The organism is Kitasatospora aureofaciens (assembly GCF_001188955.3).
GTDB lineage: Bacteria > Actinomycetota > Actinomycetes > Streptomycetales > Streptomycetaceae > Kitasatospora > Kitasatospora aureofaciens.
In genome coordinates, this window is record NZ_JPRF03000018.1 from 1 (window position 1) to 22285 (window position 22285).

Annotated in this window: 19 protein-coding genes and 1 pseudogene; 14 read left to right on the forward strand and 6 right to left on the reverse strand. The window is 74.3% G+C overall.

All coding sequences use genetic code 11. The features are described from left to right. The 5 genes and pseudogenes from HS99_RS10625 to HS99_RS10645 all read left to right on the forward strand — a co-directional run. A pseudogene (locus HS99_RS10625) lies at positions 1–270 on the forward strand (hypothetical protein); the annotation flags it as partial. 128 nt (positions 271–398) lie between these two features. Further along, positions 399–1277 (forward strand): segregation and condensation protein A, encoded by an 879-nt coding sequence (locus tag HS99_RS10630; protein ID WP_072654479.1) that lies wholly within the window; start codon positions 399–401, stop codon positions 1275–1277. Positions 1278–1561: 284 nt separating this feature from the next. After that, a complete protein-coding gene (gene scpB / locus HS99_RS10635) occupies positions 1562–2155 on the forward strand; it encodes an SMC-Scp complex subunit ScpB (protein WP_232543328.1) in 594 nt (197 codons plus the stop codon). Between the two features lie 222 nt (positions 2156–2377). Then, positions 2378–3466: a pseudouridine synthase gene (locus HS99_RS10640; RefSeq protein WP_244915987.1), complete on the forward strand. Its 1089-nt coding sequence runs from the start codon at positions 2378–2380 to the stop codon at positions 3464–3466. A gap of 223 nt (positions 3467–3689) precedes the next feature. Further along, positions 3690–4697, forward strand: coding sequence for a helix-turn-helix domain-containing protein (locus HS99_RS10645; RefSeq protein WP_157846643.1), 1008 nt, complete (start codon positions 3690–3692; stop codon positions 4695–4697). A 75-nt stretch (positions 4698–4772) separates the two neighbouring features. Here HS99_RS10645 and HS99_RS10650 read toward each other — a convergent pair whose 3' ends face one another. The 3 genes from HS99_RS10650 to HS99_RS10660 all read right to left on the reverse strand — a co-directional run bounded on the left by HS99_RS10650 (position 4773) and on the right by HS99_RS10660 (position 9057). Further along, complete coding sequence (locus tag HS99_RS10650; protein WP_030558204.1) at positions 4773–5135, reverse strand: DUF952 domain-containing protein; 363 nt, start codon at positions 5133–5135, stop codon at positions 4773–4775. 66 nt (positions 5136–5201) lie between these two features. Then, entirely contained in the window at positions 5202–6749 is a 1548-nt protein-coding gene (locus tag HS99_RS10655; protein ID WP_030290152.1) for a mucoidy inhibitor MuiA family protein, read from the reverse strand. 4 nt (positions 6750–6753) lie between these two features. Then, entirely contained in the window at positions 6754–9057 is a 2304-nt protein-coding gene (locus HS99_RS10660; RefSeq protein ID WP_078958718.1) for a mucoidy inhibitor MuiA family protein, read from the reverse strand. 466 nt (positions 9058–9523) lie between these two features. Between HS99_RS10660 and HS99_RS10665 the strand changes: the two genes are divergently transcribed. The 4 genes from HS99_RS10665 to der all read left to right on the forward strand — a co-directional run bounded on the left by HS99_RS10665 (position 9524) and on the right by der (position 14261). Next, entirely contained in the window at positions 9524–10609 is a 1086-nt protein-coding gene (locus HS99_RS10665; RefSeq protein WP_030290150.1) for a prephenate dehydrogenase, read from the forward strand. A gap of 63 nt (positions 10610–10672) precedes the next feature. Next, on the forward strand, positions 10673–11818 hold the full coding sequence (locus tag HS99_RS10670) for a DUF4419 domain-containing protein (protein ID WP_050366514.1): 1146 nt from the start codon (positions 10673–10675) through the stop codon (positions 11816–11818). A gap of 128 nt (positions 11819–11946) precedes the next feature. Beyond that, positions 11947–12660: a (d)CMP kinase gene (gene cmk, locus HS99_RS10675; protein WP_030290148.1), complete on the forward strand. Its 714-nt coding sequence runs from the start codon at positions 11947–11949 to the stop codon at positions 12658–12660. Between the two features lie 146 nt (positions 12661–12806). After that, positions 12807–14261 (forward strand): ribosome biogenesis GTPase Der, encoded by a 1455-nt coding sequence (gene der / locus HS99_RS10680; protein ID WP_030290147.1) that lies wholly within the window; start codon positions 12807–12809, stop codon positions 14259–14261. Positions 14262–14487: 226 nt separating this feature from the next. Here der and HS99_RS42400 read toward each other — a convergent pair whose 3' ends face one another. Together HS99_RS42400 and HS99_RS10690 are read right to left on the reverse strand one after the other, a co-directional pair. Continuing rightward, the gene (locus tag HS99_RS42400; RefSeq protein WP_050366513.1) at positions 14488–15126 is read right to left on the reverse strand and encodes a hypothetical protein; all 639 of its coding nucleotides are present in this window, start codon (positions 15124–15126) and stop codon (positions 14488–14490) included. 203 nt (positions 15127–15329) lie between these two features. Next, positions 15330–16214 (reverse strand): DUF8842 C-terminal domain-containing protein, encoded by an 885-nt coding sequence (locus tag HS99_RS10690; protein ID WP_030290145.1) that lies wholly within the window; start codon positions 16212–16214, stop codon positions 15330–15332. 595 nt (positions 16215–16809) lie between these two features. Here HS99_RS10690 and HS99_RS10695 point away from each other — a divergent pair. Then, the gene (locus HS99_RS10695; protein WP_078938967.1) at positions 16810–17574 is read left to right on the forward strand and encodes a LysM peptidoglycan-binding domain-containing protein; all 765 of its coding nucleotides are present in this window, start codon (positions 16810–16812) and stop codon (positions 17572–17574) included. Between the two features lie 102 nt (positions 17575–17676). Then, a complete protein-coding gene (locus HS99_RS40935; protein ID WP_072654475.1) occupies positions 17677–17874 on the forward strand; it encodes a transglycosylase family protein in 198 nt (65 codons plus the stop codon). Here HS99_RS40935 and HS99_RS10700 read toward each other — a convergent pair. After that, complete coding sequence (locus HS99_RS10700) at positions 17871–18575, reverse strand: alpha-ketoglutarate-dependent dioxygenase AlkB family protein (RefSeq protein ID WP_232543327.1); 705 nt, start codon at positions 18573–18575, stop codon at positions 17871–17873. The two genes, HS99_RS40935 and HS99_RS10700, sit on opposite strands and share 4 nt — an antisense overlap. 261 nt (positions 18576–18836) lie before the next feature. On the opposite strand from HS99_RS10700, the gene HS99_RS10705 reads away from it, so the two are divergent. The 3 genes from HS99_RS10705 (at position 18837) to HS99_RS10715 (ending at position 22184) form a co-directional block, all read left to right on the forward strand. After that, complete coding sequence (locus tag HS99_RS10705) at positions 18837–19697, forward strand: acyl-CoA thioesterase (RefSeq protein WP_030290141.1); 861 nt, start codon at positions 18837–18839, stop codon at positions 19695–19697. A gap of 242 nt (positions 19698–19939) precedes the next feature. Continuing rightward, the gene (locus tag HS99_RS10710; protein ID WP_030558025.1) at positions 19940–20728 is read left to right on the forward strand and encodes a DUF1684 domain-containing protein; all 789 of its coding nucleotides are present in this window, start codon (positions 19940–19942) and stop codon (positions 20726–20728) included. Between the two features lie 199 nt (positions 20729–20927). Next, positions 20928–22184: an MFS transporter gene (locus HS99_RS10715; RefSeq protein ID WP_043389582.1), complete on the forward strand. Its 1257-nt coding sequence runs from the start codon at positions 20928–20930 to the stop codon at positions 22182–22184. The last annotated feature ends 101 nt before the right edge of the window (positions 22185–22285 follow it).

Below are 22285 nucleotides of genomic sequence, written 5' to 3' on the forward strand. Positions count from 1 at the left end.
GAGGAGCAGACCGCCGCCGGGCGCGCCCGCCCGCGCGGCCGTGCGCCGCGCCGTCCGAGCGGGCGCGAGCGGCACGACGAGAAGATCACCGTGTACGTGTCCGCCGAGGAGCTCATGGACCTGGAGCACACCCGGCTGGTGCTGCGCGGCGAGCACGGCCTGGCCGTGGACCGCGGGCGGATCGTCCGGGAGGCCATCGCGGTCGTCCTGGCGGACCTGGAGCAGCGCGGCGAGGCCTCGATCCTGGTCCGGCGGCTGCGCGGCCGGTAGGGCGCCCTCGCCGGGCGCCGACGGCGGCGGGCCGGTCGGCGTGTCGCTGGACCGGCGGGTCGGGGGGTCGGCGTGTCGGCGGGACCCGGGGCGGGCCGAGCCGTGCGGACGGGCGAAGATGGACCGTCATGCCGAGCACCGTCGAACCAGCCGCCAGCGCCGTGAACGCCACCGAGGAGGAGTCGCGGGGCGGCTTCCGGGTACGGCTGGACAACTTCGAGGGCCCCTTCGACCTGCTGCTCAGCCTGATCGCCAAGCACAAGCTGGACGTCACCGAGGTGGCGCTGGCCACCGTGACGGACGAGTTCCTGGCGCACATCCGGGCGATGGGCCCGGAATGGGACCTGGACGCGGCGACCGAGTTCCTGGTGGTGGCCGCCACCCTGCTCGACCTCAAGGCCGCCCGGCTGCTGCCGGTGGCCGAGGTCGAGGACGAGGCGGACCTCGCCCTGCTGGAGGCGCGTGACCTGCTGTTCGCGCGGCTGCTGCAGTACCGGGCGTACAAGCGGGCGGCGGCGCTGTTCGGCGAGCGCTGGGCGGCCGAGCTGCTGCGGCGCCCGCGGACCGTCGGGCTGGAGCCCCGGCACGCGGAGCTGCTGCCCGAGGTGGTGATCACCGTCGGGCCGGAGCGGCTCGCCCAGATGGCGGCCAAGGCGATGGAGCCCAAGCCGAAGCCGGTGGTGTACGTGGACCACATCCACACCCCGCCGGTCAGCGTGCGCGAGCAGGCCTCCCTGGTGGTGGACCTGCTGACCGGCCTCGGCGAGGCCTCCTTCCAGCAGCTGGTCGCGGACGCACCGGACACCATGGTGGTGGTCGCCCGCTTCCTGGCACTGCTGGAGCTGTACCGGGAGCGGGTGCTGGCCTTCGAGCAGCCGGAGGCGCTCGGCGAGCTGCGGGTGCGCTGGGTGGCCGAGGAGGGCCGGGGCGCGGTCGAGGTGACCGACGAGTTCGACCGTCCGGCGGGCGAGCCGGAGCGGTCCCGGGAGGAGGACGGGCGGCGATGAGCGGCGGGAACGACGGCGGGCGGCCGGTGCGGCGCCCGCTCGGGCTGCCGGGGCGGCCCCGGGCCGAGGAGTGGCTGGAGCCGGCCTTCGCGCTGCTGCCGGAGCCGGCGGCGGTGCCGGAGCCGGTGGCCGGGCCGGCGGTGGTGCCGCAGCAGGTGGAGGGCGAGCCCGGGGTGGTGCGCCAGAAGTCGGCTCCGTCGACTTCCGATGCGCCCGAGGAGCCCGTCGGTGCTGCCGGGAAGCCCCTCGGGCCGGGGCTGAGGGCCGAGCTGGAGGCGGTCCTGATGGTCGTCGACGAGCCGGTCGGGGAGGAACGGCTGGCCGGGGTGCTGGAGCGGCCGCGGGCCGAGGTGGCGCAGGCCCTGCGCGAGCTGGCCGCCGAGTACGCCGCCCAGGGGCGCGGTTTCGACCTGCGGCTGGTGGCCGGCGGCTGGCGGTTCTACAGCCGGGACACCTGCGCCGCGGCCGTCGACCGCTTCCTGCTGGACGGCCAGCAGGCCCGGCTGACCCAGGCCGCGCTGGAGACCCTGGCGGTGGTCGCCTACCGGCAGCCGGTGTCCAGATCACGGGTTTCCGCCGTCCGCGGTGTGAACTGTGACGGCGTGATGCGTACCCTGGTACAGCGAGGACTGGTGGAAGAGGCCGGATCCGAGCCCGAAACAGGTGCGATCCTGTATCGGACGACGAACTACTTCCTGGAACGGATGGGGCTCCGCGGCTTGGACGAGCTGCCGGAGCTCGCTCCCTTCCTGCCCGAGGTCGACGACGTGGAAGCGGAGTCCCTGGAGGGCACGATGATCGCGGAGGCGGTCGCCGCCGCTGCCGTGCAGGCCGCGGACGGCAGTGGCGAGGCCGGTCGGGCAACGCACGATCGGTAGGGGGAGGTGAGGTCGGCCGAGACGACCGCACATCCCAGACGGAACGACGTACGGACACTTTGATGCGTAGCAGTGGCAACGGCAGGAACGGCAGCGGCGGCGGCAGCGGTCGCGGCGGACAGGGCGGGGGCCGGGGCGGCGGCTCCTACGGCGGCAGCGGCAGCGGTCGCGGCGGCTCGGGGTCGAGTTCGCGCGGCGGTTCGTACGGCGGCGGCAGCGGTCGTGGCGGGTCGTACGGCGGCGGTTCGGGCTCGGGTTCGGGTTCGCGCGGCGGGTCGTACGGGCGGGACGGCGGCCGCCGGGACGACCGGCGCGACGACCGCCGCTACCCGGACCGCCCGCTGCGGCCCGAGGAGCGCAAGTACGACCGCCCCGAGTACGGCGGCGGCCCGAACGCCACCCCGGCGCGCGGCGGCTTCGCCGGCCGTCGCCCGGTCCGGCCCGCGTCCGCGCCGGGAGGGCCAGGGCGCCCCGGGCGACCCGCGTCGCCAGCCGCAGCGCTCGCGCGAGCTGCAGGCCAAGATCGAGGACGCCGTCCTCGCCCGGCACGACAAGCCGGCCGTCAAGCTGCCCAAGACCTTCGGCGAGCCCGAGGGCGAGCGCCTGCAGAAGGTGCTGGCCCGGGCCGGCGTCGGCAGTCGCCGCGCCTGCGAGGAGCTGATCGAGCAGGGCCGGGTCGAGGTCAACGGCAAGCGGGTCACCGAGCAGGGCAAGCGGGTCGACCCGCAGAACGACGAGATCAAGGTGGACGGCCTGACCGTCGCCACCCAGTCCTACCTGTTCTTCGCGCTCAACAAGCCGGCCGGCGTGGTCTCCACCATGGAGGACCCGGACGGGCGCCAGTGCCTGGGCGACTACGTGACCAACCGGGAGACCCGGCTGTTCCACGTCGGCCGGCTGGACACCGAGACCGAGGGCATCATCCTGCTCACCAACCACGGCGAGCTGGCCCACCGCCTCACCCACCCCAAGTACGGCGTGACCAAGACCTACCTGGCCGCCATCCAGGGCCCGATCCCGCGCGACCTGGGCAAGCAGCTGGCCCAGGGCGTGGAGCTGGAGGACGGCTACGCCCGCGCCGACAGCTTCAAGGTCGTCTCCAACGTCGGCAAGAACTACCTGGTCGAGGTGACCCTGCACGAGGGTCGCAAGCACATCGTGCGCCGGATGCTGTCCGAGGTCGGCTTCCCGGTCGAGAAGCTGGTGCGCACCCACTTCGGTCCGATCGCGCTCGGCGACCAGAAGTCGGGCTGGCTGCGCCGCCTGACCAACCCGGAGGTCGGCCAGCTGATGCGCGAGGTCGGCCTGTAACCGGCAGGTTCACCCGGAGTTCTTCGGAGGGTCCCCCGCCCGTGGTGGCGGGGGACCCTCCGGCGTTGTCTGTGAGCCGGGACGCAAGCGCTGGTCACGGCCTTGTCAGCGTCATGATCCGTGGCCGAGGATGGCCACCGGAGCACCGGCCCGCCGAGTGGCGGGACTGCGCCAGCACGGCGTCGGAGGGGGTGTTCCGGGGCGAACAGGGGGAGACGGCGTCGTGTCCGATGCAGCACTGGGGCGGTCCGCCGGGCGAGCGCTCGGCCCGTTGGGACTGGCCGAGCCGGACGGGCAGGTGTACGCGGCGCTGGTGGCCAATCCGCAGTCCACCGCGGAGGAACTGGCCGAGAGCTGCGCCCTGACGTTCCAGCAGTGCGTGCGCGCGCTGGACCGCCTGGCGCAGCAGGGGATGGCCACCCGGGCGCCGGTGGACCGGGAGCGCTACCTGCCGGTCGCCCCGGACGTGGCGATAGGGACCCTGATCGGCCACCGGGAGTCCGAACTTCGGCACGCCCGGGCCGAGATGCACCGGCTGATGGACGCCTTCCGGGAGGCCTCCCGCTACACCGACCCGGCGCACTCGGTGGAGGTGCTGACCGGCGGCGAGGCGATCGCCCAGCGGTTGGAGCACATCACCGGGACCAGCCAGTACCAGGTGCGCGGCTTCGACCGGCCGCCGTACATCCAGGACCCGGTGGCGGCGATGCCGCTGCAGCGGCGGCGGCTGCGGGAGGGGCTGAGGTTCCGGACGATCTACGACCGGGACGCGGTGGCCTGGCCGGGCCGGCTGGAGAAGAACATCATGGTCGGCGTCGCGGACGGCGAGGAGGCGCGGGTACGGCCGACGCTGCCGATGAAGATGATCATCTCGGACGACCGGATGGCGGTCATTCCGATCAGTGTCGGCGACAGCGTGCTGGACGCGGCCTACGTCATCCACCCCTCGGCGCTGCTCCAGGCGCTGGACACGCTGTTCGAGGCGGAGTGGGAGCGGGCCGTGCAGCTCCAGGCCGCGATCGGCACCGGGGAGGCGTCGCCGGAGCCGGACGCCGACCACCGCAAGCTGCTCGGACTGCTCGCCGCCGGACTGACCGACGAGTCGATCGCCCGCTCGCTGGGCTGGAGCGCCCGGACCACCCAGCGGCGGTTGCAGGCCCTGATGCGCTCGCTGGGCGCCACCACCCGCTTCCAGGCCGGGATGGCGGCCCGGGAGCGGGGGTGGCTGTGAGGGGGGTGGCGGTGAGCGGCCGGGGGTTCCTCGGCTCGGGGTTCTTCAGCTGGGGGTTGCTCGGCCGGGGGTTCTTCAGCTCCAGGGGATGAGGGCGGACCAGCTGCCGTCCGGGCCGCGTTCGACCTTCTCCAGGCCGACCACGGCGGTGCGGTTCAGCCGGCCGTAGATGTGCGGGAACAGGACCCCGGGGGTGGCGCCGGGCGGCGGGGCGCCGTGCGGGGCCTCCCACTTGACCATCGGTTCCACCAGTGCCTCCTCGATCAGCAGCACCATCAGCGGGTCCGGGGTGTCGGCGTAGAAGGCGTTGGCCACCGCGAGCGCCGTCTGCTCGTCGGCCGAGCAGTGGATGAACCCGTCGGTGAGCAGCGACGCGGTGGCGTACGGGCGGCCGGGGTCGGCCAGCCAGTCGTCCAGGGGTGCGAGGTGGAGGATCATGTTCCTTTTGTACCCGCTTTCCGGTTTCGATTCCGCTCCTGAGCGGTCGTCACGGGCGGCCCGCCCTCACAGTCCGGCGACCTTGGCCGAGGCGGAGACCTCGTACACCAGGGTGAGGCTGCGGCGGGCGCCCGGGCCGAGCGGGACGTCCCAGCGGACGATGCCCTCGGCGTCGAAGGAGTCCGGTGCCGGTGAGCACTCCTCCTTGCGCAGCCGCACCTCGACGGCGGCCACCTCGGAGACCGGGACCCGTTCGCGCACCGTGACCAGCTGCTCGTCGCGCTCCTCCGGGCCGGAGAAGCGCGACAGGTGCAGCTGGACGGTGCGGGTGGTGGTCTGGCGGCCGCTCAGGGCGGCGGTGGCCTGGCGCTCGTCGGTCTCGCGGACCACCCGGTAGCCGTCCGTGCTGCCGAAGGACAGCTCGGCGTCGGCGCCGGCGGCGGTGAAGCGCAGCTCGCCGCGGCCGGTGAAGCCGCTGCCGCGCACCAGCTCGACCGGGCCGGCCAGCAGCGGGTGCCCGGCCGCGTTGCGGAACCGGACCACCTGGGTCACCAGCGGGGACAGCTCGGGGGCGCAGGCGTACTCGGTCTTCGCCGGGGCGGTGAAGGCGCCCAGCGGGACCCGGTGCGCCCGGCCGTCGGAGGGGACGGTGGCCGGGGCGGGGGCGGGCAGCACCCGTACCTCGCCGCCGTCGTCCAGGCCGGGGACGGCCGCGCCCGGGCCGAGGGTGCTGACCTCCTCCTCGCGCAGCTCGACCTCGACCGTGCGGCGCTCCTCGTCGGTGCGCTCGCGCAGGGTCAGCCGGTCCTCGGTGATCGCGGGCGGATCGGTGGCGAGGGCGGACCGGGCGGTGGAGAAGGTCAGCCGGGCGCCGGTCCAGTCCTCGCCGGTGCGCTGCCAGACCACCGCCTCCGACTCCAGGCGCAGGTCGCCGCCGTCCAGGGTGGCGCGGTAGGACGGGCGCCACAGGGCACAGGGCACCAGGTGGTGGACCGTGAGCCCGGCCGGGCCGGGCCGCTCGGCCTCGACGGTCAGCTCCAGGTGGGCGAGCAGCTCGGCCGGCTCCTCCTCGGCCCGGTCCAGGGCCAGCAGGGCCTCGGAGCGTTCCCGGTCCAGCCGGCGCAGCCGGGAGTGGGTGGCGCGCAGCTCCTCGCCGTAGCGTTCGCGCTCGGCGTCCACCCGGTCCAGCTCGCGGGCCCAGCGGGTGCGCTCGATCTCGCCGACGCCGGCGCCCTCGCCGACCTCGCGCAGCAGGTCCGCGGAGAGCTGGGCGAGCAGGGCCAGGCGGGCCTCCAGCCGGGCGCGGGTCTGTTCCGCGACCCGGTACTCGGCCTCCAGCGCGTGCAGCCGGTGGCGCAGCGCGGAGTCCTCCGGACCGGGCGGCAGCGGGGCGCGCGGGAGCCAGGTGCGCACCAGCCTGGCCTCCAGCACCCGGGTGCCGGGGGCGGCGGACTCGGCCCGCAGGGTGCGGTCGACGGCGAGGGCGGTGAGCGGGCCCAGCCGCAGTCGCTGGACGCCCTCGACGAGCTCGACGGTCACCGCGCGTTCGACCTGGGCGCGGTCCTCCAGGCAGGTGACGGCGGTGACGGGGAGGGGGACGGTCTCTTCGGTCATCTGGTCAGTTCCTCCGGTTTCCGCCGGCGATGGCCTTTCCGGCCGGGATCTTGATCTGGTAGCCGCCGTCCAACTCGGTGCGGCCGCCCGGCGGCAGTTCGATCCGCCAGACCCGGGTGCCGGGTGGGCACTCCGGGGTGGGGACGGCCGGGGCGCGCCAGTCGGCGCGCTCCTCGATCCGGATCTCGGCGTCGGAGGCGAGCGGCACGCGCTCGCGGACCTCGACCGTGACGGCACGGCCGAGCCGGTTCGCCAGCTGGATGTGCACCCGGTGGTCGAGCAGGGTGCTGTTGCCCTTCAGCATGCCCGTGGCGGACTCGTGCAGCTCGGTGCGGCGCGCCACCTCGATGCTCTCGGTGACGCCGATGCCCAGGTGGCGGGTCTCGCCGGGGGCGAGGGTGGGCAGGGCGGCGGTGAGCAGGAACTCGTCGTCCACGGTGACCTCGACCGGGCCCGCCAGCACGGCGCGGTCGGTGCGGTTGGCGAGCATCAGGGTCGCGTACACCTTCTGCTCGACGGCGGGGACGGTGACGTACTCGGGGCTGACGGAGAGCGGGATCTCGTCGACCGTGACGGAGTGCCAGGTGCCGTCGGAGGGGATGTCGGCGGGGGCGGCGGCGTCGAAGCGGTGGTCGAAGGAGCCGGCCGACCGGCGGGGCGGGACGGCGTGGCGGGGGAGCGGGAGGTCGCGCAGCCGGGCGCCGCCGGGGCCGCCGGGGAAGAAGCGTTCCAGCTCGGCGCGCTCGACCCGGGCGGGGTCGGGGCGCAGGGTGCCGCGGCGGTCGGTGGGGTCGTCCGGGCCGGCCAGCCGGAGGCCGGGGTAGTCGAGCAGGACGGTGTCGGGGGCGAGGCCGGTGACCGGGGGCGGGGTGGCGCCGAGGCGGCGGGCCCTTCGCGCCGCCGGGGCGCCGCCGAAGGCCTGGGGCATCGGGGGGCTGCCCGGAGCCGTGGGCATCGGGGGGCCGCCCGCGGCCTGGGGCATCGGGGCGCCGCCGGGGGCCTGGGGCATCGGGGCGGGGGCGGTCGGTGCGGGCGGGGCGCTCGTCGTGGGCGGGGTGCTCGCCGCGGGTGGGGCGCCGTAGCCGGCGAAGCCGGGCGGCGGGGGCATGGGGACCGGCTCCTGGACGCCGAGGGAGCCGCCGCCGTACGGGCCGGTGGGCGCCGCCTGGTCCGGGTACTCGGCGCGGGCGGCGGCAGGGCGGGCGCCACCCGCGCGGGACCTGCGGCGGAGCTCGGCGGGCTCGGGTGCGGCGAGGGCCGCGGCCGGGACCGGGGCGCCGGGGTGGGAGGGGGCGGGGCTGTCGGCGGCGGCCGCGTCGTAGCCGGTGAACAGGTCGGACAGGCCGGCCGGGGGTTCGCGCCAGCCGGAGGGCGGCGGGGCGGGCTGGCTGCGGCCGATCCGCAGCGAGGCCAGCCGGGGCAGGTCGGTGCGGCGCTCCAGGTCGGCGGTGGACAGGGCTAGCCGTACGCCCGTCCAGTCCTCGCCGGTGTGCTGGGCGACGGCGGCGCGCAGGACCAGGTGGGCGGTGGCGGCGCCGGTGCGGTGGCTGAGGCGGTAGGCGGGCACCCAGCGGGCGGCGGGGACGCCGTACTCCAGCTCCAGCTCCACCTGGGGGGCCTGCTCGGTTTGTTCGGCCTGTTCCTCCTGCTCGGTCTGTTCGGGAGCGGTGAGGGTGAGCACGACGGTTTCGGTGGCCTCGACCTGGTCGGTCCGTCCGGCGGTGGACGCGCGCTCCAGTCGGTCGGCGGCCAACTGGCGCTCGTGGTCGGCGAGTTCGATCTCCCGGGTGAGCCGCTCGGCACGCTCCTGGAGGTGGGCAAGCCGCTCGTCGACGAAGTCGGCGAGCTCCAGCCAGGCGTCGGCGGGGGTGCGGCGCAGCGGTTCGTCGCGACGGCGCTGCGGCGGAACGGCGCGCAGTGCGGCGGTCTCGGCGATCGCGTTCCGGATCAGCCGGTGGCGCTCGTTCAGTGCGCCCTGGCGCTCCATGGCCTCGTCCAACTCGCGGCGCAGCTGCGGGAGTTCGTCGACCTCGTGGAGCTCGGCGACGGTCTCCAGGCGGGCCTCGACGACCGCCGTGCCGGCCGGGCCGGCGAGCACCCGGGCGCGCAGCGAGTCGGCGTCCAGCGAGCCGGGCAGGCCGGTCAGCCGGAGTCGTCCGCCGGGCGGAACCGGGACGGTGGCCCGGCGGCGACAGACCGCGCCCTCGGCGTACACCACGACGGAGTCCAGGACCGACGGGTGGGCCGGTACGGCCGGCGGCTTCGACGGCCCGGTGTGACTGCTGTGCTGATCGTCCTGATCGTCCATGCGCAACCCCTTCGTTCGCGTCCGGTGTGCCGCGGCTCGCCCCGCCGTCCCCGGCGGCCAGTGTGCCCCGCTCGGGGCCGGGCGCCGCCGGATTTCCCGGGGCACGGCGTGTGCACCGGGTGAGACGGGGGGCGGGGCGCGGTGGTTGCCCGGGGTTGCCGGAAGTTGGTCGGGGCTGCCGGGGATTGACCGGGTTGCGGGGGCGCTGCCCGGGGCCGCCCGCGGTTGCCGGGGTGGGACGGGACCCGAGGTCGGTGGGGTTGCCGGGGTCCGGGATCGGTGGGGTTGCCGGGGTCCGGGGTTTTCGGGGGCCGTCGGATGGGAGGATGGGCGCGGGTGCTCCCGGCCGACTCCGGCGGTACCGCACCCGTTGGGACCGTGGCACCTGTTGGGACCGTGGCACCTGTTGAGCGCCGCCAGTGAGAACCGTCCAGTCGAGAACCGTGATCGAGGAGAGCCACCCGCCATGCGCACTGCCGTCGTCGTCGGCACCGGACTGATCGGCACCTCCGCAGCCCTGGCCCTGGCCGCACGCGGGCTGACCGTCCATCTGGAGGACGCCGACCCGGACGCCGCCCGCACCGCCGAGTCGCTCGGCGCCGGCACCACCGAACCGGCCGAGGGCCCGGTCGACCTGGCGATCATCGCCGTCCCGCCGGCGCTGGTCGGCAAGGTGCTCGCGGACTGCCAGCGCCGCAACCTGGCGCACTGGTACACCGACGTGGCCAGCGTGAAGTCCGGCCCGGGCAGCGAGATCGCCGCCCTCGGCCTGGACACCGTCCACTACATCGGTAGTCACCCGATGGCCGGCCGCGAGCGCTCCGGGCCGCTGGCCGCCCGCGCCGACCTGTTCGAGGGCCGCCCCTGGGTGCTCACCCCGACCGCCGACACCGACACCGACACGCTCAACGCCGCCCTGGAGCTGGTCGCGCTGTGCGGCGCGATGCCGATCGTGATGGACGCGGACGCGCACGACCGGGCCGTTGCCCTGGTCTCGCACGCCCCGCAGCTGGTCTCCTCGCTGGTCGCGGCCCGGCTCGAGAACGCCGACGAGACGGCCATAAGGCTCTCCGGTCAGGGCGTGCGCGACGTGACCCGGATCGCCGCCTCCAACCCGGCGCTGTGGGTCGACATCCTGTCCGCCAACGCGGGCGCGGTCGCCGACGTGCTGGAGGAGGTCGCCGGTGACCTCGGCGAGACCGTCGTCGCGCTGCGCGCCCTGGCGGCGGAGGAGGAGGGCGAGCGCCGGGCCGGTGCGTTGGGCATCGAGGCGGTCATGCGGCGCGGCAACACCGGGCAGGCCCGCATCCCCGGCAAGCACGGCGCCCCGCCCACCCGGTACGAGACCGTCGCGGTGGTGCTCGGCGACCAGCCGGGCGAGCTGGGCCGGCTGTTCGGCGAGGTCGGCGAGGCCGGGGTCAACATCGAGGACGTCCTCATCGAGCACTCGGACGGCCAGCAGGTCGGCTTCGTTCAGCTGTCGGTGGCGCCGACGTCGGTCAAGCGGCTGACGGCGGCGCTGCGCGCGGGCGGTTGGAGCGTTCGGGACTGACGGCCGTCGGGCGGCGGGCAGCGGGCGCGGGGCGGCGGGCAGCGGGCGCGGAGGGGAGCGGGCGTGATCATCGAATTGCCGCTGGAGGGGACCGGACACGGCTCGGCCGGTGAGCCGGTGGACCTCGGGAACGAGCGGTTCCTGCGGGCGGTGGTGGGCGGGGAGTTCCTGGTCCGCCACCGCAGTGTGACGGCGATGGTCGAGCGGCCCCGGCCCGTCCTGACGGAGGTCCCTGGCCGGGAGCCCGCCGAGCCGGAGCCGACCTGCAGTCTGCTGCTGCGCGCCGCCCACGTGGCCTTCGCGGACCACTTGCCGCTGAGCCTGTCGCCCGATGTGCTCTGGTACGCCGTGGTGCACGAGGTCGCGGTGCACGTACGGATGTATCCGCCGCGTTACCGGGCGCTGTTCGGCGCTGCGAACGGGGCGCGGGTGCTCAGCGTGCGGGACGACACGTTGATCGGCCGGGACGCCGACTGGGCGCGGTCGCTGCGGCTGGTCCGGGAGCCGCTGACGGCGGCGCTGGGAGCGGACGTGGTCCGGCTGTTCCGGCCGGAGTTCTCCACCACGACGCCGGACGACGAGGCCTCGGCGCTGGTGGCGCTGATGGACGTGGTCAGCCCGTACTACGACTTCCGCTGGGAGACCCGCTGCGGCATCCCCAAAGTCCGGCTGGAGGGCACCGCCGAGGACTGGGCGCTGCTGTCGGCGCGGGCGGGCGAGCTGGCGGAACGTTTCGACTGGCTGGCGCCGTGGTTCGCCGAGCTGCGCCCGGTACTGGCGCAGATCGCGGCGACGGCGGCGGGCGGCCCGGTGGACGAGGCCTTCTGGCGCTCGCTGTACAAGTGGCAGTCGGTGTCCGGCGGGCCGCGGGTGACCGGCTGGCTCACCGCCTTCTTCGCCCACACCCAGACCCCCGACGGGCCCCGGTTGCGGCAGACCTTCGGCTGGCGGGAGGCGGCGGAGTGGCCCTATCACCGCGACGCCTTCGCGGTGAACGACTTCCCCTCGCACCTGTCGACGGTGCCGTTCGTGTGGGAGTGCCTGGGTGTCGAGCGGCCGATGGCCTTCGTGGGCGGGGTGCTCGGGATCGAGCGGGACGGCGAGTTCCTGCGGCCCCGGCTCGGGCACGCGGTGCTGGAACGGGCGAGCGGGGCCGGAGGTCAGTGGACCGACGGCCCTGGGGTGATGTCCGCCGGAGGATGTCCCTGAGGTGATGCCCCTGCGGTGACCGGCCCGGGACGGGGTGCGGCGGCGGTCCATTAACCTTGAGGGAGACAATCCCCGGCCGTCCGCCCACGCAGGCGCCGGCCTCCATGCTCAGAGAGAGGTTCGCCCCCGTGGACACTGCCGACCGAGCGCACGCCCCGGTCGTCGTCGCCATCGACGGACCCTCCGGCTCCGGCAAGTCGACCGTCTCGCGGGCGGTCGCTGCCCGGCTGGGCCTGAGCTTCCTGGACACCGGCGCCATGTACCGGGCGATGACCTGGTGGATGCTGGCCAACGACGTCGACGTGACCGACGCGGAGGCGGTGGCCGTCGCGTGCGGCAAGCCCGTCATCGTGTCCGGTACGGACGCCGACGGTCCGACCATCACCGTGGACGGTCAGGACGTCTCCGGCCCGATCCGGGGCCCCGAGGTGACGGCGCAAGTCAGCGCCGTGGCGGCGGTGCCGGCGGTGCGGGCCCGGCTGGTCGAGCTGCAGCGCGGCTGCGCCGAGGTCGCCGAGCGCGGCATCGTCGCCGAGGGCCGGGACATGGGGACCGTGGTGTTCCCGCAGGCCACCGTCAAGGTGTTCCTGACCGCTTCCGAGGCGGCCCGGGCCGAGCGCCGGGCGGCCGAGCTGCGCGCCAAGGGCGTGGACGAGGCGACCATCGTCGCGATGGCCGCCGATCTCGCCCGCCGCGACGCCGCCGACTCCTCGCGCGAGACGGCCCCGCTGGCCCAGGCCGCGGACGCCGTGCTGGTCGACACCAGCGAGCTCACCCTGGAGCAGGTGATCGACCGGATCGCCGCGCTGGTGGAGGAGCGGGCCGGGCTGTCGTCCGTCTGACCAGCCGACTCGGCTGGTCAGACGACCATTGAACGAACCGCGGGCCGTCGAGGCGCCGCGGCGGAAACCATCGCGCTGCCCCCTCGGGGCAGGTACGCACGGCGCGCCCCTGGGAAGGGCCGGGCCGGGAAACGGAACAGACGAACATGACCGCAGAGCACTCCGCCACCGGCCCCGGTGAGCTGGACGCCGCCGACTACGCCGAGTTCATGGCCCTCGCCGCCGAAGAGGGCTTCGACCTCGACGGCTTCGACGGCGCGGACGGCGCCGAGCACGTCCGGCTGCCGGTGCTGGCCGTTGTCGGCCGCCCGAACGTCGGCAAGTCGACCCTGGTGAACCGCATCATCGGCCGCCGCGAGGCCGTCGTCGAGGACAAGCCGGGCGTCACCCGCGACCGGGTCACCTACGAGGCCAGCTGGAACGGCCGGCGCTTCAAGGTGGTCGACACCGGCGGCTGGGAGATCGACGTCCTCGGCATCGACGCCATGGTCGCCGCGCAGGCCGAGCTGGGCATCGAGCAGGCCGACGCGGTCCTGTTCGTCGTGGACGCCACCGTCGGCGCCACCGACACCGACGAGGCCCTGATCAAGATCATCCGCCGGGCGGGCAAGCCGACCGTCCTGTGCGCCAACAAGGTCGACGGCCCGTCCACCGAGGCCGAGGCCGCCTACCTGTGGTCGCTCGGCCTGGGCGAGCCGTACCCCGTCTCCGCCCTGCACGGCCGCGGCTCCGGCGACCTGCTGGACGCCGTCATGGACGCGCTGCCCGAGGCCCCGCCGCAGACCTTCGGCGACGCCGCCCCCGGCGGCCCGCGCCGGATCGCGCTGATCGGTCGGCCCAACGTCGGCAAGTCCAGCCTGCTGAACAAGGTCGCCGGCGAGGAGCGGGTGGTCGTCAACGAGCTGGCCGGCACCACCCGTGACCCGGTCGACGAGATGATCGAACTCGGCGGCAAGACCTGGAAGTTCGTGGACACCGCCGGTATCCGCCGCCGGGTCCACCTGACCGCTGGCGCCGACTTCTACGCGTCGCTGCGCACCTCCGCCGCGCTGGAGAAGGCCGAGGTCGCGGTCGTCCTGATCGACGCCAGCGAGACCCTCGCCGAGCAGGACACCCGGATCATCTCGATGGCCGTCGAGGCCGGGCGCGCCGTCGTCGTCGCCTACAACAAGTGGGACCAGCTCGACGAGGAGCGCCGCTACTACCTGGAGCGCGAGATCGAGCGCGACCTCGTCCAGGTGCAGTGGGCCCCGCGCGTCAACGTCTCGGCCAAGACCGGCCGGCACATGGAGAAGCTCGTCCCGGCGATCGAGACCGCGCTGGAGGGCTGGGAGACCCGCATCCCGACCGCGCGCCTGAACGCCTTCCTCGGCGAGCTGGTGGCCGCCCACCCGCACCCGATCCGGGGCGGCAAGCAGCCGCGCATCCTGTTCGGCACCCAGGCGGGCATCCGGCCGCCGCGCTTCGTGCTGTTCGCCTCGGGCTTCCTGGAGGCGGGCTACCGGCGCTTCATCGAGCGCCGGCTGCGTGAGGAGTTCGGGTTCGTGGGGACGCCGATCTCGATCTCGGTGCGGGTTCGGGAGAAGCGCAAGAAGAAGTAGTGGTCAGTTGGTTGCTGACAGTGGGTAGTTGGTAGCTCGTAGTACGGCTGAGGGCCTCGTCGCCGGTGGTGGCGAGGCCCTCGGGCTCTTCCGGCTCTGTTGTCGGGGACGGTGGCGCGGTCGCCTGCCCCGGGCGTTGCCTGCCTGGGCTGTTGCCCGGTCGGGGCTGTTGCCGCTCGAGGCGGTTGGCGGGCGCGTGGTGGTGGGGCGTGGTCGGCTGCCACTGTCAGTGGTGGTCGCCGGCGCGGCCCGGGGGGAGCGAGAGTAGCTGACGGTGGCGGCCGCCGGGGGACTGGGCGGCGGCGAGGCCGGTGGCCGTGCCCAGCACCGGGGCGGGGGTCGGGGGCGGGGCGGGGGTCGCGTGCGGGAGCGGGCCGAGGTAGCCGGCGGCGACCCAGCCCTGGCCGTTGGTGAACTGGGGCGAGGGGGGCGGGGCGTGGCCGTGGCTCTGGCCGTCGCCGTCGCTGGTAGTGGCGGCGGGCGCCGGTGCGGGCGCCGGTGCGGGGATGTGGCCGGGGTGGCTGGTGGGGTGGGTGGGCTGTGACTGCGCCGGCACGAACTGGGGGAGGCCGGACGGCTGGCCCGCGTAGGTGTGGAAGGCCTGCTGCTGCGGCTGGTGCGGGCGCTGCTCGCCGCGGAGCGGGTAGCCGTCGCGGATCGCGAAGCCGGTGAACCTCAGGTCCTCCTCGCCCGACCGGTCGCCGGGCAGGGCGCGGAACAGCCGTCGGTACTCGGAGTACAGCTCGTCGTAGATCGGGGTCGTCGAGTGCGGGTGCTCCGCGTCGTACGACGGGCGCATGCCCGGGATCGAGCGGGTGGGGGTGGTGGGCCGTCCGGCGGGTGCGGAGACGTCGTAGCTGTACACGTAGGGGCCAACGAGTGAGAGGCGGTGGGGGATGCGGGGGCGTTTGGCCGACGGGGCCGGGGAAGGCCTTTGGCGGCGTGGGATCGGGGGAGGCCTTAGGCGGGGCGGACCGGGGACCGGGCGGCGGGCGTGCGCCGGCCCCTTCGGGCGGTGGCCGCTGACCGGGGTCGGTCAGCGGCCACCGCCCGAAGCGCCGGAGCGGATCAGGTGCCGGCCAGCGGGAGGGAGGCGGCGACCACCTGACCCAGCGCCACCGCCCTTTCCAGCGCCTGGCGCAGCAGGTCCTCGCGGGGCTGGCGACCGACCATGCCGGCCGGGACGGCGTACATGGTCACCTCGGAGAGCTGGCTGGCGGCCATCCGCCAGGCGTCGGTGACCTGGAGCGGCTGGTGCGCCTGCCACCAGCCGGTACTGCCGCCCGCCGCGGCGGGCTGGAGGATCGCGTGCAGCTTGCCCATGGCGACCAGGACCGACCAGCCGGGCAGCTGCTCCGGAGTCTCGTCGAGGTCGCTGACCCGCTGGAAGCCCGCGTCCTGGAGCAGGTCGAGGAACTCGTCCTCGCCGGAGGTGCTGCCGGGGCGGCCGACCGGGCCGGTGGGTTCGACCACCAGTGAGGCGTGGCCCACCTTGCCGTGCAGGACGAGTCCGCAGGTAATGCCGAGGATGGCGGCCTGACCGGGGGCGATCGGCTGGGACGGGGTGCCGGCGGCGTCCTGGGCCGGGAGGGCGAAGTCGTGGTCGGGGACCGTGAAGTCCGGGGCGGGGAGCGTCAGGTTCGGCGCGGGGACCGTCAGGTTCGGCGCGGCGGGCTGGGACTGACTGATGCTGCGGACGGCTCCGGCCAGTTGCTCCTCGGCGACCGGTACGACCTGGGAGGGGATGCAGCGGGCGTGGGCGAAGGCCAGGACGGCGGTTTCGTCACCGATGAACAGCACGGTGCTGGTGGGCTCCGCGTGGGTGTCGCCGGGGGTGCGGCAGGAGGTGCATTCGTAGCTGTCCGGGGCGCGGTCGCCGCCGAGCAGGCGGTCGGCCTCGTCGTCGCCGATCTCGGACCGGACCTCGTCGCTGACGTCGAGCATGCGCGGCACAGGGTCTCCTCGGATGGGGTGCGGTTGGGGTCATTGGGTCGGACTCGGGGAGGTCGCCATGCCCAACGGGCCCCTGTGTCAGGCGTCACGGGTCTCCGGCGAGGCTGACGGGAATTGCCCCGGATCCGATCGCGACACGTGTTCTCGTGGTCGCAATCTGTCGATGTCGGGGGCAGGACTGCCGGAATGAAGCCGTGAGGTGGGTCACGCGATCTCGACCTTTGATCTAGGAATCGATGGCTAAATCCGACATTTCGGACGGAAATGTGAGGTCATTACCGCCGGTAACCCGTTGCTGAGCTGGGCGAACCGTCGGGGTTTTGGTTTCCCCGGTGACCGGCTCGTAGCTTCTTTGGCGGCGCAACGAGCGCCACCCGGGCTCACCCCCGACGCACCGCCCCCCGGTCCCGGCCGGGCGCGGCAGGTGCCGGCCGACGCGATCGCTCGAACAGGTCGCCGGCGAGTGGCTGGGTGGCCGGGGCGGCAGCGGCACGTCCGACACGTGCACGGCCGTCCGACGGACGCGGCAAGCGAATCGCGGCCCTCTCCAGGGTCTGGTTCCGCATGCCCGCCCGGGGCTGTCGAGAGGAACCCCATGACCTTCCGTAACGAGAACGCCGCTGCCACCACCACCGCCGCCACCAAGCGCAACCGCGTTCGGATGGCCGTCGTGGCGGGTGCCGCTGTCGCGGCCCTGCCGGTGGCCGGCCTCGTCACGGCCACCTCGGCCTCCGCCGCGCCCGTCTCCACCTGGGACGCCGTCGCCCAGTGCGAGAGCGGCGGCAACTGGGCCATCAACACCGGCAACGGTTTCTTCGGCGGTCTGCAGTTCACCTCCAGCACCTGGGCCGCGTACGGCGGCACCGCCTACGCCGCGCAGGCCAACCAGGCCACCAAGGCGCAGCAGATCTCCGTCGCCGAGAAGGTCCTCGCCTCGCAGGGCCCCGGCGCCTGGCCGGTCTGCTCCGTCAAGGCGGGCCTGAGCAAGGGCGGCGCCCCGGCCGCCGTCGACACCACGGCCGGCTCCTCCGCCGCCAAGCCGGCGCAGGCCCCCGCGCCGAAGGCCGCCACCCCGAAGGCCGCTGCCGCCCCCAAGGCCGCTGCCGCGCCGAAGGCTGACGCCCCGAAGGCCGCTGCGCCGAAGGCCGACGCCGCGCCGAAGGCCGATGCTGCCAAGTCCTGGACCGGCTCCAACGACGCCAAGCCGGCCAAGGGCAGCTACACCGTCAAGTCCGGTGACACCCTGAGCTCGATCGCCGCCGCGCAGGGCCTGGACTGGCACGACCTGTACAAGAACAACGCCAAGGTCATCGGTGGCAACCCCGACCTGATCTTCCCGGGTCAGACCCTGAGCATCTGAGACCCGATGAGCTGACCGTGGGTCGGCTCGGGCGGTGCCATGGCCGCTCCTCCGCCACGCGGGGGAGCGGCCGTCGGCGTTCCCGGCGTGGCGTGGTGTGGCGTGTCTTGGTCGGGTGGCGGCCCGGCGGGGGTCGGGCTGCCCGGGGTCGGCTGTCGTGCCCTGTGCGAGGACTGGCGGGCGGACATCGGCAACGGCCACTACGGCGGCCTGCGGATCCGGCCGCCCACCTGGGCGCAGTACGGTGTTCGGCACTTCGCCGATCGAGGGGCCGGTGTTTCCCCCGCCCTCGGCTCCTAGGCTTCGATCCCTGACTGGCGGATCGTGACGTTGAGCCGCCCCACCAGCCCGAGCGCCGGGTCCGCCGTTCCCGGCAGCGTCCGCACCACCCCGTGGTAGGCGAACCGGGCCGGGCCACCGAAGACCAGCAGGTCCCCGCTGTGCAGCTCCAGGTCGGTCCACGGGCGGTTCCTGGTCCGGGTGTTCCCGAGCCGGAAGAGGCAGTCGTCGCCCAGCGAGAGCGAGACCACCGGGGCGTTCGCGCGCTCGTCACGGTCCTGGTGCAGGCCCATCTTCGCGCCGTGCGGATAGTGGTTGACGATCGCGGTGTCCGGTTCGTACGCCGCTGCGCCCGCGATCTCCCCGATCCTCTCCCCGTACGCGTCCGCGACCGCCCGCCGGGCCAGCTCACCGAGCAGAGCCGGGAACGGCTTGACGGGGGCGCCGTCCTCGGCGACGCGTGCGTACCCGTACGGGTACCAGTGCCAGCCGAGGCTGACCATCCGCACCGACATGACCCCGCCGGTGGGCATCCGCACACTGTGCAGGCCGGCGGGTGGGCGGGCCCATTCCCGGCAGGCGGCGACCAGCCGGAGCTTCGCGGCCAGGTCCAGCCAGTCGGGCAGCAGGACGGCCCCGGGGGCGGGCTCGGACCGTACCCGCGCGGCCGGGCCCGCGCCGGGCGGGTCGTCGGGTCGGTCGTCGAACAGGTCACCCTGGATCACCTCACCATCTTCCTGCGTCCCGTACCGCCCTGCCCAGCCCCGCCCCGCCTTGCCCTGCCCTGCCCTGCCGTGTGGGGTGGGGGGCTGGGCGCTTCGAGGGTGCGCGGCCGTTCGTCGACCTGTCCACTCGTTTACACGTTCGAGTGAATCGGACGCCCGGGGCCAGTGGGCGGGAATGGCCCGGGTCGCCGGAGAATTCATTCGAGTGAGCTGGAGAGCTCGATCGGAATCTCGAGAACCACGAGAGGGAGCGCGCGCATGGGTACCCCCGTCGACGACCTCGTCGATCTGCTGGACCTGGAGCAGATCGAACTGAACATCTTCCGCGGGCGCAGTCCCGAGGAGGCGCTGCAGCGCACCTTCGGCGGGCAGGTCGCGGGGCAGGCGCTGGTCGCGGCGGGGCGCACGGTCGAGGGCGAGCGCCCCGTCCACTCGCTGCACGCGTACTTCCTGCGCCCCGGGGTGCCCGGGGTGCCGATCGTCTACCAGGTCGACCGGATCCGCGACGGCCGCACCTTCACCACCCGCCGGGTGCTCGCCATCCAGGGCGGCCGGTCGATCTTCTCGCTGACCGCCGACTTCCACAGACCGGAGGAGGGCAGCATCGAGCACCAGTACCCGATGCCGTCGGTCCCGGCGCCCGAGGACCTGCCCAGCGCCCTGGACGAGGTCGGCTCCCGGCTCGGCGAACTGCCCCCGTTCATCAGTCGCCGCCAGCCCTTCGACATCCGCTACGTCGAGCGGTTGCGCTGGAGCAAGGAGGAGCTGGTGGACGTGGAGGCGCGCAGCGGCGTCTGGCTGCGCACCAACGGCCCGCTGCCGGACGATCCGCTGATCCACGTCTGCGCCCTCACCTACGCCAGCGACATGACGTTGCTGGACGCCGTCCGTGCCCCCGTCGAGCCGCTCTGGGGCACCCGGCACTTCGACATGGCCTCGCTGGACCACGCGATGTGGTTCCACCGGCCGTTCCGGACCGACGACTGGCTGCTCTACCAGCAGGAGTCCCCGATCGCCCACGGCGCACGTGGCCTGGCGCGCGGGCAGATCTTCGACCGGAACGGGCAGCTGGTGGTGTCGGTGGTGCAGGAGGGCCTGTTCCGGCCGCTGAAGGGCTGAGGGCGGTGTCCCGGCCGCCGGGTGGACGCCGTGTTGCCGCCGCGTCGCGTCTGCTCGCGGGCGCCTTGCACTGCCGTGCGCTGCCTTTCGGGCGCCTTGCGTCACCTTGCGGTCTCATTGCGAGTCGGCGGCTTGCCGAGGCCGGGGAATGATCCGTACCCGCGCACGGTGTTGTGCAGGATGACCGAGACGGACGGCTCGAACGGCGGGCCGTCCGCGGACCGGACCGGGAGGGTTGACCGATGACGGCGACGGCCGCGGAGGACTGGAAGCACTGGAGTGACCGGCGGGCGGCGTCGGTGAGCGCGCCGCACGGCCAGCTCGCACTCACCGGCACGCACTGGCTGGAGCCCGAACCGGTCGAGATCCCGGGCCTGCCCGGGCGCTGGTGGGCCGACGCCGAGGGCGTCCGGGTACGCGCCGCGGCGGCCGACGGCATCACCGTCGGCGGCGCCGACGGTCCGGTGGACGGCGAGGTGCTGCTGCGCCCCGACACCGACCCGGCCGCCGACACCGCCACCGTGGGCGAGCTGCTGCTCGTCCCCATCGAGCGGGAGGGCGAACTCGCCCTCCGGGTCTTTGACCCGGCCTCGCCCGGCCGGACGGGCTTCGCGGGCATTTCCGCCTACCCGTACGCGCCCGAGTGGGCCGTACCCGCCGTCTACACCCCCTTCGAGGAGGAGGGGCAGTCGGTGCTGGTCCCGAACGCGGACGGAAAGGACCGCCCGCTGGCGGTCACCGGGACGATCGAGTTCACCGTGGCCGGTGAGCACCGCACGCTGACCGTCAGCCGCGCCGGCCAGCGCCTCACCGGCGTCATCGCGGATGCCACCAGCGGGATCGACACCTACCGCTTCCGCTTCATCACCCTGCCGGCGCCCGACGGGGACGGCCGGACCGTCCTCGACTTCAACCGGGCGTACCTGCCGCCCTGCGCCTTCGCGGACCACTTCATCTGCCCGTTCCCGCCGCCCGGCAACCGGCTGGACTTCGCGGTGGAGGCGGGGGAGAAGCAGGTGCTGAGCAGGTAGGGCGCATGAACTGCGTCGTCGGCCGACCGGGCGCGGGGCCCGGTCGGCGACGACGGGTGAACGGGTCAAGCGGACCCGGTGTCGCGTTCGGCGCAGGCCGGAGCAACTATGGACCGTTGTGACGACGAACCAACCCTCTGACGCCCCGCCCGCCGAACCCCTTGCCCCTGCCGCTCCTCCCGTGCCTGCCGCTCCTCTCGTGCCTTCCGCCCCGCAGGAGGCGCCCTGGTACCGGCGGGCCTTCGCCGACCTCAGCCCGCTGCGCGAGCACCCCGATTACCGCCGGGTCTGGTCCGGGCAGGCAGTGTCCTCCGTAGGCCAGCAGATGACCGCCGTGGCCGTCTCCGTCCAGGTCTACGACCTGACCGGCTCCGCCTTCGCGACCGGCCTGGTTGGCCTGTTCTCCCTCGTCCCGCTGGTCGCCTTCGGCCTTTACGGCGGTGCCGTCGCCGACACCGTCGACCGGCGCAAGCTCGGCCTGATCGGCTCGGCCGGCCTCGCCGCCGTCTCCGCCCTGCTCGCCGCCCAGGCCATGGCCGGCCTCGGCATGGTGGCCGTCCTCTACGCGGCCGTCGCTGTCCAGGCCGGGTTCTTCGCACTCAGCTCGCCCGCCCGCTCGGCGATGATCCCCCGGCTGGTCCCCGCCCACCAGCTCCCGGCGGCGAACGCCCTCAACACCGTCAGCATGAACCTCGGCCTCACCGTCGGCCCGATGCTCGGCGGCGTCCTGATCGGCGCCTTCGGCGCCCAGTCCGCCTACCTCGTCGACACCGTCGCCTTCACCGGCACCCTCTACGCCATGTGGCGCCTGCCCGCCATGCGCCCCCAGGGCGACCGCAAGGGCCGCGCCTCCGTCCTCGACGGCCTGCGCTTCCTGCGCGAGCAGCCCAACCTGCGCACCAGCTTCCTCGCCGACCTGGCCGCGATGATCTTCGGCATGCCGCGCGCCCTCTTTCCGGCCATCGCCGTCACCTTCTACGCCGGCGACGCCCGCACCGTGGGCCTGCTCGTCTCCGCCCCGGCCGTCGGCGCCCTGATCGGCGCCCTCTTCTCCGGCTGGGTCGGCCGGATCCACCGCCAGGGCATCGCGATCCTCGCCGCCGTCTCCGCCTGGGGCCTCGCCATCGCCGCCTTCGGCGCCCTCCACAACCTCTGGCTCGGCCTCCTCCTGCTCGCGGTGGCCGGCTGCGCCGACACCGTCAGCATGATCTTCCGCAACACGATGATGCAGGTCGCCGCCCCCGACGAGATGCGCGGCCGCCTCCAGGGCATCTTCATCGTCGTCGTGGCCGGCGGCCCCCGCCTCGGCGACTTCGAGTCCGGCGCCGTCGCCGCCCTCACCAACCCCGCCACCTCCGTCATCACCGGCGGCCTCGCCTGCGTCGCCTGCGTCCTCCTCCTCGCCGCCCGCCGCCCCGCCTTCCTCACCTACGACGCCCGCCACCCCACCCCCTGACCGATCCCACCCCCGAAACCTGGCAGCGAGCACCCCCCGACGTGCTGTATTGTTTTCCACGTCGCCGGGACAACCGGAGACAAGGTCGAGAAGCCGCCCGG